We start from the raw sequence: 14570 nt of genomic DNA on the forward strand, positions 1-14570 counted from the left end.
TAATTTTAACTTTTTATTATAAAAACTGCATTAAAAACAAAAAGCACCTTAAAATTAAAGGTGCTTTTTGTTACTTTTTTTTTAAAATTACTTTGCTTCAACATTCAGCATCTGCCATAATTTATCTTTCAATTCTTGTAAACCTTGTTGAGCAACAGATGAAATAAACAAATAAGGTGTTCCTTTTAATTCTTCATCCAATTGTTTTTTTAATTCTGCTTTTAATTCATCATCTAACATGTCGCATTTTGAAATTACAACTAGACGATCTTTATCCAACATTTCAGGATTATAACGGCGTAATTCATCTAACAAAATATCGTATTCTTTCTTAATATCATCCGCATCAGCAGGAACTAAAAACAACAAAGTTGAATTACGTTCGATATGACGTAAAAAATAATGTCCTAAACCTTTTCCTTCGGCAGCGCCCTCAATAATTCCGGGGATATCTGCCATAACAAACGATTGAAAATCTCTGTAAGCAACAATTCCTAAATTAGGTTTTAAAGTCGTAAACGGATAATCCGCAATTTTTGGCTTTGCCGAAGTTAACACAGAAAGTAAGGTGGATTTTCCAGCATTTGGAAAACCTACTAAACCTACATCTGCTAATACTTTTAATTCTAAAGTAACATCTACTTCTTTAACCGGCATACCAGGTTGCGCATAACGTGGCGTTTGATTGGTAGCACTTCTAAAATGCCAGTTTCCTAAACCTCCTTTTCCTCCTTCTGCTAAGATTTTGACCTCATCGTGCTCTGTAATTTCGAACAAAACATCGCCCGTTTCTTGATCTTTAACAACCGTTCCTAATGGTACTTCAATGTATTTATCTTCTCCATCATGTCCCGTACTTCTTGAACTCCCTCCATCACCTCCATGACCCGCACGAACGTGTTTCAAAAATTTCAAATGAAATAAGGTCCAAAGGTTTTTATTACCTTTTATATATACGTGTCCACCGCGACCTCCATCTCCACCATCTGGCCCACCTTTTTCAATAAATTTTTCTCTGTGTAAATGCGACGAACCTTTTCCTCCCTTTCCGGAAGAAACATATATTTTTACGTAGTCTACAAAATTTCCTTCTGTCATTTCTTTTTGGTATTCAGTCATCAGTGTTGAGTTTTTCAATGATTTGCTTAAACCAATAAAAACTTATTTTCTGACGACAATTTATTATTCTCAATGAACAATATTTAAATCTGCTTACTAAATACTGAACACTGAATACTAAATTATTATTCTTTTAAATTGGTAATTAAAACTTTGTCAATTTTAACACCGTCCATATCGATAACTTCGAACTCTAGTTTGTTCCAAATTAACTTTTGTCCTTGTTTTGGAATTACTCCTAATTCAGTAACAATTAAACCACTTACTGTGGTTACCTCGTAATCCCCAATTAAATCATCCATATCAAAATAAGTTAAGAAATCATGAAGAGAATAATGCCCGTCTACTAACCACGAACCATCTTCTCTTGCCACTAACTTAAACTCATCTTCATAAAAATCTGCTGCATCACCTACTAATGCTTCCAAAATATCATTCAACGTAATAATTCCCTGAAATACGCCATGTTCATCAGTAACTAATGCATAGTGAACTTTTGTGTTTTTGAAGTTTTCTAATGCTTTATAGGCTGAAGTATGTTCTATTAAATATACAGGCTCTTGTGTAATTTTCTTTAAATCAAAATTTCCTTGTTCGAAGCTTGCAAATAAATCTTTCAATGAAACGATACCTTCAACATCATCTAAATTATCTTCACAAACCGGGTAAACAGAGTGTAATTCGTCTAAAACTTTAGCTTTAATTTCTTCTATTGAATCTTCATAAGACAAATATACAATTGACTTTCTATGTGTCATTAACGAATTCACCTTTCTATCTCCAATGTGAAAAACACGCTCTACAATATCTTGTTCGATTTCTTGAACTTCACCAACTTCTGTTCCTTCTTTGATGATTGCCTTGATTTCTTCCTCAGTAACTTTACCATCAGCTGTTGGTTTTATTTGTAGAATTTTAAGAAGAAAATCGGTTGATGTGGTTAGTAACCAAATAAAAGGCATTGTAATTGTGGAAATTAACTTCATTGGCACTGCTACCGATTTTGCAATGCTTTCGGGATAATTTAATCCGATACGTTTTGGTAATAATTCACCCAATACCAATGAAAAAAAAGTTAAAACCACTACCACTATTCCCACAGCAATAGATTCAGAATAAGGCTCAAGAGACTCAAAACCTGAAATAAAATTTTGAACATCAGTTGTGATCTTATCTCCCGAATAAATACCCGTCAAAATCCCAATTAAAGTAATACCAATTTGAACGGTTGATAAAAATTCGTTGGGTGAATTGGCTAAATCCAGCGCTGTTTTAGCATTCTTATTTCCCTTCTTTGCCGCTGTTTCTAATCGATTTTTACGAGCCGAAATCAAAGCGATTTCCGACATCGAAAAAACGCCATTCAAAACAATAAGAAAAAGAATAATTAAAATTTCCATAGTCTAAAATTACAAAAAAAGAGCAACATTCCGATTTTCGGAAATAGCTCCTTTTCTGCTTGCAAATATCTAAAAAAAAAATGAAAGCCCGAAATTTATCTCTCAGGCCTTTTTTTATATTATTTAAATGTATCTAAAACCAAACTTAACCTCTCGGTAACTTCTTCGATAGAACCAATACCATCGACAGCGTAAAATTTGTGTTGGGCTTTGTAAAAATCCATCAAAGGAGCTGTTTTTTCATTATACTCTTGGTAACGATTTCTGATTTTTTCTTCATCTTGGTCGTCTGGTCTACCGGAAGTTTTACCTCTTTCTAATAAACGTTGTACTAAAATTTCATCGTTTGCTTCCAAAGCTACAGTAGCTGTAATTTTCTGATTTTTTCCTGCTAAAAATTTATCCAAAGCTTCTGCTTGTGCAATAGTTCTTGGAAAACCATCAAATAAAAAGCCAGCTGCTTGAGGATTTTTATCCACTTCACTTTGTAACATTTGAATTGTAACTTCATCTGGAACCAAGTCTCCATTATCCATATAAGTCTTAGCTAATCTTCCAAGTTCTGTATCGTTTTTAATATTAAATCTAAAAATATCACCTGTTGACAAATGCACTAAGTTATATTTATGTTTCAAAAAATCAGCTTGAGTTCCTTTTCCTGCACCAGGTTTTCCAAATAATACGATATTAATCATTGCTCTTGTTGTGTTATATTTTAAAAATCTTTGATCGAATTTCTTATTTTATTCTGAAAGCTGATAAACATCTTTCAAGTTTCTACCTAAACCATCGTAATCCAAACCGTATCCTACGATGAATTTATTTGGAATTCGAATTCCTACATAATCTAGTTTAATGTCTTTCTTGTAAGCTTCTGGTTTTAAGAATAAAGTGGCAATCTTAAAATGCTTCACATTATGATGTTTTAAAATTGATTTTAATTCCTCAACTGTGTTACCCGTGTCTACAATATCCTCCACAATAATCACAGAACGACCTTCTAAATTTTGGTTTAAACCGATCAATTCTTTAACTTCATTTGTTGTTTGTGTGCCTTCATAAGAAGCCATTTTTACAAAAGAAACTTCGCAGTTGTGACTGTATTTTTTCAATAAGTCGGCCACAACCATAAAAGAACCGTTTAAAACTCCAATGAAAACAGGAACATCATCGCAAAAATCGTCTTCAATTTGTTTGGCCATGTTTTCAATGGCGAAGTTAATTTCCTCTCCCGAAATAAAAACTTCAAATTTTTTATCGTGTAGTTGTATCACTTTGTTTAGGTTTTGAAATAAACAACAAATTTAAGAAAGTCAAACGAATAGGTCTAAAGTATTTTGACTTTTTTGCAAATTTGATATATTTACCAAATGAAAACTGATTTAGTAGCCAAAATTAGCCAAAGCACCGCTCATCGAAAAAGTCGGGTTTCTTTGAGTAATTTCATTATTCGCCACGAAAACCTACTAAACGAATTCATTGAAATTGCATTCGACATAGAAAATGAAAATCATGTAAAAGCTTTTTGGAGTTTAGAAATCGTTTGCGAGAAAAAATTAAAACTTTTTGTACCGTATATCGATTTATTTTGTGAAGTTTTACCCAAATTAAAAGTCGATTCCGCCATTCGACCTGCTACTAAAATTTGTATGTTCTTAGCAAAAAGCAATCACAGAAAAAATGGCATTTCTCTCACTCAAGAACAAGAACATAATTTAATAGAAGCCTTAATTGATCGGTTAATTCAAGACGAAAAAGTTGCTGCAAAAGTGTATGCGATGAAAGCTCTTTTTGTGTTTGGAAAAAAATACGACTGGGTTCACGAAGAATTAAAAACGATTATTTCTCAAGATTATTCAAATCATTCCGCGGCTTACCAAGCGGCAACTCGAAATCTTTTGAAAAAACTCAACAAGTAACAAATTGTTAATTATCAATTGTTAATTATCAATTGTCTGAGTATCTTTGCGACACAAACAACAACACTACAAAATGAATTATTTTTCTTCTGATTTTAAATTAGGAATTTTAGGAGGAGGTCAATTAGGAAAAATGCTTTTGACCGAAACTCGAAAATTCGATATCCAATCTTTAGTTTTAGAACCAAGTGAAGAAGCTCCAGCACGATACAGTTGCAACGGATTTTACAAAGGCAGTTTAATGGATTTTGACACCGTTTACCAATTTGGTAAAATGGTCGATTTGTTAACCATAGAAATTGAAAATGTAAACCTAGATGCTTTAGATAAATTGAAAGCAGAAGGATTACCTATTTACCCTTCGCCAAAAACCTTACGTTTGATTCAAAACAAAGGAAAACAAAAAGATTATTACGTTGCTAACGATATTCTCACTTCGCCACACCAACGATTTGTGGATTTGAACGATTTAAGAAACGCGTTATCAAAAGACGAATTAGAATTTCCGTTTGTTTGGAAATGTGCGCAATTTGGATACGACGGAAATGGTGTTAAAATTTGTCGCTCTGCTTTAGATTTGGTAAAACTTCCTGATGTAGAATGCATTGCTGAAGAAATGGTTCCATTCAAAAATGAATTAGCAGTAATTGTAGCGCGTTCGGTTTCTGGTGAAGTGAAAACCTATCCCGTAGTAGAAATGGAATTTCATCCAGAAGCAAATCAAGTGGAATATGTAATTTGTCCGGCTCGAATTGATGAAAAAGTAGCGCAAAAAGCTACGGAAGTTGCTTTGAAAGTTTCAGAAGCTTTCAATCACGTTGGTTTATTAGCTGTGGAAATGTTCCAAACTGAAGACGATGAAATTTTGGTAAACGAAGTCGCTCCTCGCCCACATAATTCGGGACATTATTCGATTGAAGCGAGTTATACTTCACAATTCGAAAACCATTTACGCGCGATTTTAAACTTACCTTTAGGAAATACCGATAGCAAAGTTGCCGGAATTATGGTAAATTTGGTAGGTGAAGAAGGGTATTCTGGACAAGTAATTTACGAAAACATAGAGAAAATCATGGCAATTGATGGCGTAACACCACATATTTACGGTAAAAGAGAAACTAGACCTTTCCGAAAAATGGGTCACGTTACCATTGTAAATGAAGATATGACGGAAGCAAGAAGAATTGCTGAAGAAGTGAAGAATTCTTTACGAGTAATCAGTGATCAGTCACAGTGATCAGTCGAATTTGGTATTTTTAAAAACTAAATTAACTTGAAACCTTAAACTTGAAACTATAAAAAATGAGCAAAGTAGCCATCATAATGGGAAGCATTTCGGATATGCCAGTAATGCAAGAAGCCATCGACATATTAAAAGGATTTGATATTGAAACCGAAGTAGATATTGTTTCGGCACACAGAACACCTGAAAAATTATTTGATTTTAGTAAAAATGCGCATGAAAGAGGTATTTCAGTAATTATTGCTGGAGCTGGTGGTGCGGCTCACTTACCTGGAATGGTTGCTTCTATGTCGCCACTTCCTGTAATTGGCGTTCCTGTAAAATCGAGTAATTCTATTGATGGATGGGATTCGGTTTTATCGATTTTACAAATGCCTGGCGGAGTTCCTGTGGCAACTGTTGCATTAAATGGCGCTAAAAACGCTGGAATCTTAGCTGCACAAATTATCGGAAGTTCTGATAAATGTGTTTTAGATAAAATCATTACTTACAAAGAAGGACTAAAACAAGCCGTTTTAAAAGCTTCGGAAGGATTGAAATAAAAACAGAAAACCCCAAAATAGTATTATTTTGGGGTCTCTACTCACAATTAAGTGACAACTATAAAAAATTCTACTCTCTCTTATTTGGAATGAAATGAGATTCGCAAATCATTTCATCGACAAAATTATACACTTTATCGATAAAAACAAATTTTTATGACACTTTTTTTAAAAAAATTTGACACAAAACACAACACAGCGCCTTTTAGTAAGATTAAACTTTCAGATTATAAAGAAGCTTTTCAAAAAACAATTGAATTAGCAAAAGAAGAAATTGATACAATAATTAAAAATCCAAATGCACCAACTTTTTCTAATACAATCGAAGCTTTGGATTATTCTGGAGAGCAATTAGATCGTTTATCGAATATTTTCTTCAATTTGAATTCGGCCGAAACTTGTGATGAAATGCAAAAAATTGCGCAAGAAGTTTCGCCTTTACTTACAGCATTTAGTAACGATATTGCTTTGAACGAAGACTTATTCAAACGAGTAAAAGCCGTTTATGATCAAAAAGACACTTTGAATTTAACAACTGAACAAGCAACATTATTAGATAAAAAATTCAAAGGTTTTTCTAGAAATGGTGCGTTACTTAATGACGAAGACAAATTAAAATTACGCGAAATTGATACCGAGTTAGCCAAAATAAAACTAACTTTCGGAGAAAATGTTTTGGCAGAAACCAATAATTATCAATTACACATTACCAACGAAGCCGATTTAAAAGGTTTGCCTGATGGCGCTAAAGAAATGGCGGCTAGTTTGGCAAAATCGAAAAACTTAGAAGGTTGGGTTTTTACTTTGGATTTTCCAAGTTATTTGCCTTTTGTAACTTATGTCGAGAATCGTGAATTACGAAAAGAAATTACCATCGCAGCTGGAAAAAAAGCATTTCAGAATAACGAATTCGATAACCAAGAAAATGTAAAACGTATTGTGGAATTACGTCACAAGCGTGCTAATTTATTGGGTTATGAATCACATTCGCATTTTGTTTTAGAAGAACGAATGGCTCAAAATCCAGAAAAAGTACAATCGTTTTTAAATGATTTATTAGAAAAAGCAAAACCAGCGGCTCAAAAAGAGTTTGCTGAATTAACAGCTTTCGCGGCAGCATTAGACGAAATTGACCAATTAGAAAAATGGGACGGCGCTTATTATTCGGAAAAATTTAAACAAAAATTATTCAGTTTGGATGATGAGTTGTTAAAACCGTATTTCAAATTAGAAAATGTATTGAACGGCGCTTTCACGATTGCAGAAAAGTTATTCGGAATCACATTCAAAGAAGTTTTTGATATTGACAAATACCACGAAGACGTTCAGACTTTTGAAGTATTGGATTTCGAAGGACAATTAGTCGCTGTTTTCTATTCGGATTTCTTCCCAAGAAAAGGAAAACGAAATGGCGCTTGGATGACATCATACAAACCACAATATATAAAGGATGGAATCAACGAAAGACCACATGTTTCTATCGTGTGTAATTTCACACCGCCAACTGAAACAAAACCATCATTATTGACTTTCAACGAAGTTACAACATTGTTTCACGAATTTGGGCACGCTTTACACGGTATGTTAGCGAATACAACTTATCCAAGTTTATCAGGAACTTCGGTGTATTGGGATTTTGTGGAATTACCGAGTCAAGTGATGGAAAACTGGTGTTACGAACCAGAAGCATTGGCTTTATTTGCCAAACATTACGAAACGGGCGAAATTATTCCGCAGCACTATGTAGAAAAAATTAAAGAAAGTGCAAGTTTCTTAGAAGGAATGGCGACTTTAAGACAATTGAGTTTCGGAATTTTAGACATGGCGTATCATGGAAAATCGCAAACTATTGCTGATGTAAAAGCCTTTGAAAAACAAGCAATGGAGATTGCATCGTTATATCCAGATGTAGAAGAAAATTGCATGAGTACTTCGTTTTCACATATATTTCAAGGCGGATATTCTTCAGGATATTACAGCTACAAATGGGCGGAAGTTTTAGATGCCGATGCGTTTGCGTATTTCCAAGAAAAAGGCATTTTCAACAAAGAAGTCGCAACCAAATTCAAAGACAACGTACTTTCAAAAGGCGGCACGGAATTGCCGATGGAATTGTATAAAAAGTTTCGTGGTCAAGAACCGAAAGTGGAAGCGTTGTTGAAGAGAGCTGGGCTTTTGTAAAATATCAAACCTGACAGGTTTTCGAAACCTGTCAGGTTTATTCTATTACCACCAACACCAACCACCACAAAATAGGAACACTTTCTAACCAAAAAGATGCGTAATATCTGGAACGGTTTTCATTCGCAAAAAAGAGAAAAATAGCAATCGTTCCACATACCAAAAGCTTAAAAAAGAAGGGCAAAAAGTGATGGTTATTCGTATAGAAAAATTCAGAAATCAAGAGCAATAACAACAAAGCATAACCCAATTTCTTAGTCAGCTCCACCCCTATTTTCTGTGGAACAGTTTGCAAATGGATATCATCTTCTTTAACATCAACAATATCAAAAACCAATACCATAGAAAAAATCAGTAAGAATCGTTGTAAAGCCATCAAGAATACATCATTCGAAAACGGAATTTCAGCTTCTACTAAAGGTAAAATCACGGTTACTCCTACCCAAGTAATTCCAACGATGTAAATTTTTACGCCTTTCCAATTTCGAGCATTTTGTTTGTTTGGAAAAAAAGGTAATGTGTATAAAAGTGTTAGTCCAAAAAAAGCAACAGCACTTAGTTTTGATTCCCAACTCAATTGAAAGAAAAAGTAAAAACAAGCCAACAAAGAAATAAAACTCAAAAAAACGATGATTTTGAGCTCTTTTTTGATTTCGGTTTTGTTTAACCTTGCAATGGCATCATACTTCACAAAATTATAACCAACTACAGTTCCAAAAAAAGCAAATAAAGCTACCGAAAAATCATCCTTAACATCAAAGAAATATTGCGTCATGGACACCAACGCAAAAGCCGATAATGCCACGTGCAAACTACTATTGATATAAAAATCGAGAATTTTCTTTACAATCACCATTCAACAAAATTAATCAATCTGTTAATAAGACTTGAAATTAGTTGATAAAATCACAAAATTTCACATTTTAAAAACAAAAAATTACAAGATTAATAATTACTTTTGTTGTCCAAAACAACACATAATAACACACATACACATTTTTAATAAATGAGAACAGATGCATTCGCTTTGAGACATTTAGGGCCACGTGAAAGTGACTTAAATCACATGTTAAAAACTATTGGTGTAGATTCTTTAGACCAATTAATTTATGAAACTATTCCAGATGATATTCGTTTAAAAAACGACTTAAATTTAGAAGCTCCTATGTCGGAATATGAGTATTTAACTCACATTCAAGAATTAGGAAAGAAAAATAAAGTATTCAAATCGTATATCGGTTTAGGATATCACCCAACAATCTTACCTGCAGTTATTCAAAGAAATATTTTTGAAAATCCAGGATGGTACACAGCTTACACACCTTATCAAGCAGAAATTGCACAAGGTCGTTTAGAAGCTATTTTGAATTTCCAAACTACAGTTATCGAATTAACAGGAATGGAAATCGCAAATGCATCATTACTTGACGAAGGAACAGCTGCTGCTGAAGCTATGGCGTTACTTTTCGATGTAAGAACACGCGATCAAAAGAAAAACAATGTGAATAAATTCTTCGTTTCGGAAGAAATTTTACCACAAACTTTATCGGTTTTACAAACACGTTCAACTCCATTAAACATTGAATTAGTAGTTGGAAATCATGAAACATTTGATTTCTCAACAGAATTCTTTGGTGCGATTTTACAATATCCAGGAAAATACGGTCAAGTTTATGACTATGCTGGTTTTATCGCAAAAGCGACTGAAAACGAAATCAAAGTAGCAGTTGCTGCTGATATTTTATCGTTAGCTAAATTAACGCCTCCAGGTGAAATGGGCGCTGCAGTTGTTGTGGGTACTACGCAACGTTTCGGCATTCCAATGGGTTATGGTGGACCACACGCTGGTTATTTCGCAACAAAAGAAGAATACAAACGTTCGATGCCAGGAAGAATCATCGGTGTTTCGATTGATGCTAACGGAAACCGTGCGTTACGTATGGCATTAGGAACTCGTGAGCAACACATCAAACGTGAAAAAGCAACTTCAAACATTTGTACCGCTCAAGTTTTATTGGCAGTTATGGCTGGAATGTATGCGGTTTATCACGGACCAAAAGGTTTACAATATATTGCTGATAAAGTTCATGCTTCTGCCGTTACAACTGCTGATGCCTTAAATAAATTGGGAGTTTACCAAACAAATTCCACTTTCTTCGATACGATTTTAGTAAAAGCTGACGCAAATAAAGTAAAAGCGATTGCTGAGAAACACGAAGTAAACTTCTTCTATCCCGATGCTGAAACGATTTCGATTTCATTTAACGAAACTACTTCAGTAAACGATATCAATCAAATCATTGCTATTTTCGCTGAAGCTACTGGAAAAGATGCATTTACTGTAAATCAATTAGCAAATGAGTCAATGGTTCCTGAAAACTTGGTGAGAAAATCTTCTTTCTTACAATATGATGTTTTCAACAACCATCATTCAGAATCGCAATTGATGCGTTATATCAAAAAATTAGAACGTAAAGATTTATCATTGAATCATTCGATGATTTCGTTAGGTTCTTGTACGATGAAATTAAATGCTGCTGCTGAAATGTTGCCGTTATCAATGGCAAATTGGAACAGCATTCACCCTTTTGCGCCTGTTGAACAAGCAGAAGGTTACCAAATCATGTTGAAAAAATTAGAGCACCAATTAAATGTAATTACTGGATTCCAAGGAACTACATTACAACCAAATTCAGGTGCTCAAGGAGAATACGCTGGTTTGATGGCGATTCGAGCTTATCATTTATCAAGAGGCGACAACCACAGAAATGTATGTTTGATTCCGGCTTCTGCTCACGGAACCAATCCAGCTTCTGCAGCTATGGCAGGAATGGAAATCATCGTTACGAAAACCATGGAAAATGGAAATATCGATGTAGAAGATTTAAGAGCAAAAGCAATCCAACATAAAGATAACTTATCTGCTTTGATGGTAACATATCCATCAACTCATGGAGTTTTTGAAAGTGCTATTATTGAAATCACTAATATCATTCACGAAAATGGTGGTTTAGTTTATATGGATGGTGCTAACATGAATGCACAAGTGGGGTTGACAAATCCTGCTACAATTGGTGCTGATGTTTGTCACTTAAACTTACACAAAACTTTTGCTATTCCTCATGGTGGTGGCGGACCTGGTGTTGGACCAATTTGTGTGAACGAAAAATTAGTTCCATTCTTACCAACAAATCCAATTATTCCAACAGGAGGAAGTCAAGCTATCACTGCTATTTCATCAGCTCCTTATGGTTCAGCTTTAGTTTGTTTGATTTCTTACGGTTACATTGTAATGATGGGTGCTGAAGGATTAACAAACGCTACTAAATATGCCATCTTAAATGCTAACTACATGAAAGCACGTTTCGAAGGGCATTATCCAATCTTATATTCTGGAGAAATGGGAAGAGCGGCTCACGAAATGATTTTAGATTGTAGAGCTTTCGAAGAAAAAGGAATCAAAGTAACGGATATCGCAAAACGTTTAATGGATTATGGTTTCCACGCGCCAACGGTTTCTTTCCCTGTGGCTGGAACTTTAATGGTGGAACCAACTGAATCAGAAGATTTAGCTGAATTAGATCGTTTTTGTGATGCTTTAATTTCAATTCGTAAAGAAATTGAAGTTTCAACTAAAGAAGATGCAAACAACATTTTAAGAAATGCACCACATACTTTAGCTATGGTTACTGCAAACGATTGGAATTTCCCATATACAAGAGAACAAGCAGCTTACCCATTAGATTATATTGCTGAGAATAAATTCTGGCCAACGGTTCGTCGTGTAGATGAAGCATATGGAGATCGAAATTTAGTTTGTTCTTGTGCTCCAATTGAAGCTTATATGTAATTCAAAGTACGAAGTACAAAATTGAAAGTACAAAGTAATAAATCAAAAAGGGCTCAAGTTTTTAATTTGAGTCCTTTTTTTAAACCATCTCCCAAAAATGATAGACATCGAAACCCGAGAAGATATTTTACTCATCATGCGAAAGTTCTACGACAAACTTTTAGCCGATGATTCGATCAATTTTTTCTTTACGAGAGTCACTAAAGTGGATCAACATTTGGAAGAACATTTTGAAATCTTAGCTACGTTTTGGGAGCAATCCTTATTTTTAAAAGGGGGATATTTCAACAATATGTTTTCCATTCACCAAGAGGTTCATAACAAACAGGCGTTCAAAAAAGAACATTTCGATTCTTGGTTAACTCATTTCAATTCAACAATTGATGAATATTTCGCAGGAAAAAATGCTGAACAAATGAAAACACAAGCTTTGAGTATGGCTACCATCATGCAGATAAAATTCAATTAATAGTTATAAATTTTAGAATTTTATTTTTTTTTATCTGTTTTGATACGATATTCATAAAAATGGTAAAAACCAATAGGTTACCAAATCATTAACAAACAATATTTTGTAATTTCGATAAACCAAAAAATAAAATAATGAATATCAAAATAACAGGTTCGGGAAGCTATATTCCTACCGAAGTAGTTTCCAATATCGATTTTGCCCAACACACTTTTTTAAATGATGACGGAACTCCATTTCCTCATCCAAATGATGTCGTGGCTCAAAAATTCTTAGAAATTACTGGAATTCACGAACGCCGTTATGTAACAGATGATTTATGCACTTCAGATATTGCATTAATCGCTGCAGAAAGAGCAATTGAAGATGCTAAAATTGACATAGAAACCTTAGATTATATCATTTTAGCACACAATTTTGGTGATGTTAAAAAAGGAGCTATTCAATCGGATATTTTACCAAGTTTGGCTACTAGAGTTAAACATGGATTAAAAATTAAAAATCCGAAATGTGTCGCTTACGATATTCTCTTTGGTTGCCCTGGTTGGGTGGAAGGTGTAATTCAAGCCTACGCATTCATCAAAGCTGGAATGGCAAAAAAATGCTTGGTTATTGGCGCCGAAACTTTATCAAGAGTAGTAGATTTACACGATAGAGATTCCATGATTTATTCGGATGGTGCTGGCGCTACAATTATAGAAGCAACCGATGATGAAGGCGGAATTCTAGCACATGAAACAGCTACATTTACTTATGACGAAGCCTATTATTTGTTTTTTGGAAATTCTTTCAATAAAGACCATGACCCAGATGTACGCTATATCAAAATGCACGGAAGAAAAATCTACGAATTTGCGCTAAGTAACGTTCCGAAAGCGATGGCTTCTTGTCTAGAAAAAAGTGGAGTTCCAATAGAGAAAGTTAAAAAGGTACTGATTCATCAAGCTAACGAAAAAATGGACGAAGCTATTATTCATCGATTCTTTAAACAATATAAGCAATCTCCACCAGAAGGTATTATGCCAATGAGTATTCATAAATTAGGAAATTCTAGTGTTGCAACTGTTCCTACCCTTTTCGACTTAATGATGAAAGGCAAATTAGAAAATCAGGAACTTAAGAAAGGTGATGTTATTATTTTTGCATCCGTTGGTTCTGGTATGAACATTAATGCAATTGTATATCAAATGTAATTTTTGTTTCAAGTTTCAAGTTTCAGGTTAAATTGCTAATTTTACCATCTGTTTTCAACTTGAAACTTTAAACTTGACTCAAGGCAATGACGAACTGAGCGAAGCTAAACAAACTTTATAATGTACGAAAAAACATATCCGAGCAAACGATTCAATATCACTTTAGATTTTCTAAAAAAACATATTAAAACTTCTGAAACCATTTTTGATTTAGGCGTTCCAAATCCTTTTTCAAAAATTATGGTAGATAATGGTTATACTGTTATCAATACTAAAGGTGAAGACATCGATAATGATCAATCGGCACTTCAAAACGAGAATTATTCTGTGTTTACAGGTTTTGAAATTTTCGAACATTTACTAAATCCTTATACAGTTTTACAAAATGTAAAAGCGGATAAAATTTTAATTTCGATTCCTTTGCGTTTGTGGTTTTCTCCGGCTTATCGTAGCAAAACCGATATGTGGGACAGACATTATCACGAATTCGAAGATTGGCAATTGGATTGGCTTTTAGAAAAAACAGGATTCAAAATTGTTGACAAAGTAAAATTCACACATCCGGTTAAGAAAATTGGTTTTAGACCTTTACTGAGATGGTTTACTCCGAGATATTATTTGGTTTATGCTGAGAGAGTAAAAAGTGATAAGTAA

The 14570-nt window shown here is 34.0% G+C and carries 13 protein-coding genes; 8 read left to right on the top strand and 5 right to left on the bottom strand.

Features of this window, described 5'->3' with window-relative positions; all coding sequences use genetic code 11:
- Positions 1-87: 87 nt before the first annotated feature.
- The 4 genes from obgE to hpt form a co-directional block, all read right to left on the bottom strand.
- The gene (gene obgE / locus NAT47_RS10110; RefSeq protein WP_250582473.1) at positions 88-1098 is read right to left on the bottom strand and encodes a GTPase ObgE; all 1011 of its coding nucleotides are present in this window, start codon (positions 1096-1098) and stop codon (positions 88-90) included.
- A gap of 146 nt (positions 1099-1244) precedes the next feature.
- On the bottom strand, positions 1245-2468 hold the full coding sequence (locus NAT47_RS10115) for a hemolysin family protein (RefSeq protein WP_250582475.1): 1224 nt from the start codon (positions 2466-2468) through the stop codon (positions 1245-1247).
- A 170-nt stretch (positions 2469-2638) separates the two neighbouring features.
- Positions 2639-3214: an adenylate kinase gene (locus tag NAT47_RS10120; protein ID WP_250582404.1), complete on the bottom strand. Its 576-nt coding sequence runs from the start codon at positions 3212-3214 to the stop codon at positions 2639-2641.
- A 48-nt stretch (positions 3215-3262) separates the two neighbouring features.
- Complete coding sequence (hpt, locus tag NAT47_RS10125; protein WP_250582406.1) at positions 3263-3793, bottom strand: hypoxanthine phosphoribosyltransferase; 531 nt, start codon at positions 3791-3793, stop codon at positions 3263-3265.
- A 96-nt stretch (positions 3794-3889) separates the two neighbouring features.
- Between hpt and NAT47_RS10130 the strand changes: the two genes are divergently transcribed.
- The 4 genes from NAT47_RS10130 to NAT47_RS10145 all read left to right on the top strand — a co-directional run bounded on the left by NAT47_RS10130 (position 3890) and on the right by NAT47_RS10145 (position 8404).
- Complete coding sequence (locus tag NAT47_RS10130) at positions 3890-4438, top strand: hypothetical protein (protein WP_250582408.1); 549 nt, start codon at positions 3890-3892, stop codon at positions 4436-4438.
- A 73-nt stretch (positions 4439-4511) separates the two neighbouring features.
- Positions 4512-5675 carry a 5-(carboxyamino)imidazole ribonucleotide synthase gene (locus NAT47_RS10135; RefSeq protein WP_250582410.1) on the top strand — a complete coding sequence of 388 codons (1164 nt, stop codon included), beginning with the start codon at positions 4512-4514 and terminating at the stop codon, positions 5673-5675.
- Between the two features lie 65 nt (positions 5676-5740).
- On the top strand, positions 5741-6223 hold the full coding sequence (gene purE / locus NAT47_RS10140; RefSeq protein ID WP_250582412.1) for a 5-(carboxyamino)imidazole ribonucleotide mutase: 483 nt from the start codon (positions 5741-5743) through the stop codon (positions 6221-6223).
- Between the two features lie 156 nt (positions 6224-6379).
- On the top strand, positions 6380-8404 hold the full coding sequence (locus NAT47_RS10145) for a M3 family metallopeptidase (RefSeq protein ID WP_250582414.1): 2025 nt from the start codon (positions 6380-6382) through the stop codon (positions 8402-8404).
- 37 nt (positions 8405-8441) lie between these two features.
- On the opposite strand, the gene NAT47_RS10150 is transcribed toward NAT47_RS10145, so the two are convergent.
- Positions 8442-9260 carry a UbiA prenyltransferase family protein gene (locus NAT47_RS10150; protein ID WP_250582416.1) on the bottom strand — a complete coding sequence of 273 codons (819 nt, stop codon included), beginning with the start codon at positions 9258-9260 and terminating at the stop codon, positions 8442-8444.
- Positions 9261-9410: 150 nt separating this feature from the next.
- Between NAT47_RS10150 and gcvP the strand changes: the two genes are divergently transcribed.
- The 4 genes from gcvP to NAT47_RS10170 all read left to right on the top strand — a co-directional run bounded on the left by gcvP (position 9411) and on the right by NAT47_RS10170 (position 14570).
- The gene (gcvP, locus tag NAT47_RS10155) at positions 9411-12254 is read left to right on the top strand and encodes an aminomethyl-transferring glycine dehydrogenase (RefSeq protein ID WP_250582418.1); all 2844 of its coding nucleotides are present in this window, start codon (positions 9411-9413) and stop codon (positions 12252-12254) included.
- A 97-nt stretch (positions 12255-12351) separates the two neighbouring features.
- Positions 12352-12723 (top strand): group III truncated hemoglobin, encoded by a 372-nt coding sequence (locus NAT47_RS10160; RefSeq protein WP_250582420.1) that lies wholly within the window; start codon positions 12352-12354, stop codon positions 12721-12723.
- Positions 12724-12857: 134 nt separating this feature from the next.
- Positions 12858-13916, top strand: coding sequence for a 3-oxoacyl-ACP synthase III family protein (locus tag NAT47_RS10165; protein WP_250582421.1), 1059 nt, complete (start codon positions 12858-12860; stop codon positions 13914-13916).
- Positions 13917-14036: 120 nt separating this feature from the next.
- On the top strand, positions 14037-14570 hold the full coding sequence (locus NAT47_RS10170; RefSeq protein ID WP_250582423.1) for a methyltransferase: 534 nt from the start codon (positions 14037-14039) through the stop codon (positions 14568-14570).

It is taken from the genome of Flavobacterium fragile (assembly GCF_023634865.1).
Lineage (GTDB): Bacteria > Bacteroidota > Bacteroidia > Flavobacteriales > Flavobacteriaceae > Flavobacterium > Flavobacterium fragile.

Excerpts from the sequence above, each read along its gene's own strand:
- obgE (WP_250582473.1), bottom strand. The coding sequence starts at position 1,098 with ATGACAGAAGGAAATTTTGTAGACTACGTAAAAATATATGTTTCTTCC.
- NAT47_RS10115 (WP_250582475.1), bottom strand. The coding sequence starts at position 2,468 with ATGTCGGAAATCGCTTTGATTTCGGCTCGTAAAAATCGATTAGAAACA.
- NAT47_RS10120 (WP_250582404.1), bottom strand. The coding sequence starts at position 3,214 with ATGATTAATATCGTATTATTTGGAAAACCTGGTGCAGGAAAAGGAACT.
- NAT47_RS10130 (WP_250582408.1), top strand. The coding sequence starts at position 3,890 with ATGAAAACTGATTTAGTAGCCAAAATTAGCCAAAGCACCGCTCATCGA.
- NAT47_RS10135 (WP_250582410.1), top strand. The coding sequence starts at position 4,512 with ATGAATTATTTTTCTTCTGATTTTAAATTAGGAATTTTAGGAGGAGGT.
- purE (WP_250582412.1), top strand. The coding sequence starts at position 5,741 with ATGAGCAAAGTAGCCATCATAATGGGAAGCATTTCGGATATGCCAGTA.
- NAT47_RS10145 (WP_250582414.1), top strand. The coding sequence starts at position 6,380 with ATGACACTTTTTTTAAAAAAATTTGACACAAAACACAACACAGCGCCT.
- NAT47_RS10150 (WP_250582416.1), bottom strand. The coding sequence starts at position 9,260 with ATGGTGATTGTAAAGAAAATTCTCGATTTTTATATCAATAGTAGTTTG.
- gcvP (WP_250582418.1), top strand. The coding sequence starts at position 9,411 with ATGAGAACAGATGCATTCGCTTTGAGACATTTAGGGCCACGTGAAAGT.
- NAT47_RS10160 (WP_250582420.1), top strand. The coding sequence starts at position 12,352 with ATGATAGACATCGAAACCCGAGAAGATATTTTACTCATCATGCGAAAG.
- NAT47_RS10165 (WP_250582421.1), top strand. The coding sequence starts at position 12,858 with ATGAATATCAAAATAACAGGTTCGGGAAGCTATATTCCTACCGAAGTA.
- NAT47_RS10170 (WP_250582423.1), top strand. The coding sequence starts at position 14,037 with ATGTACGAAAAAACATATCCGAGCAAACGATTCAATATCACTTTAGAT.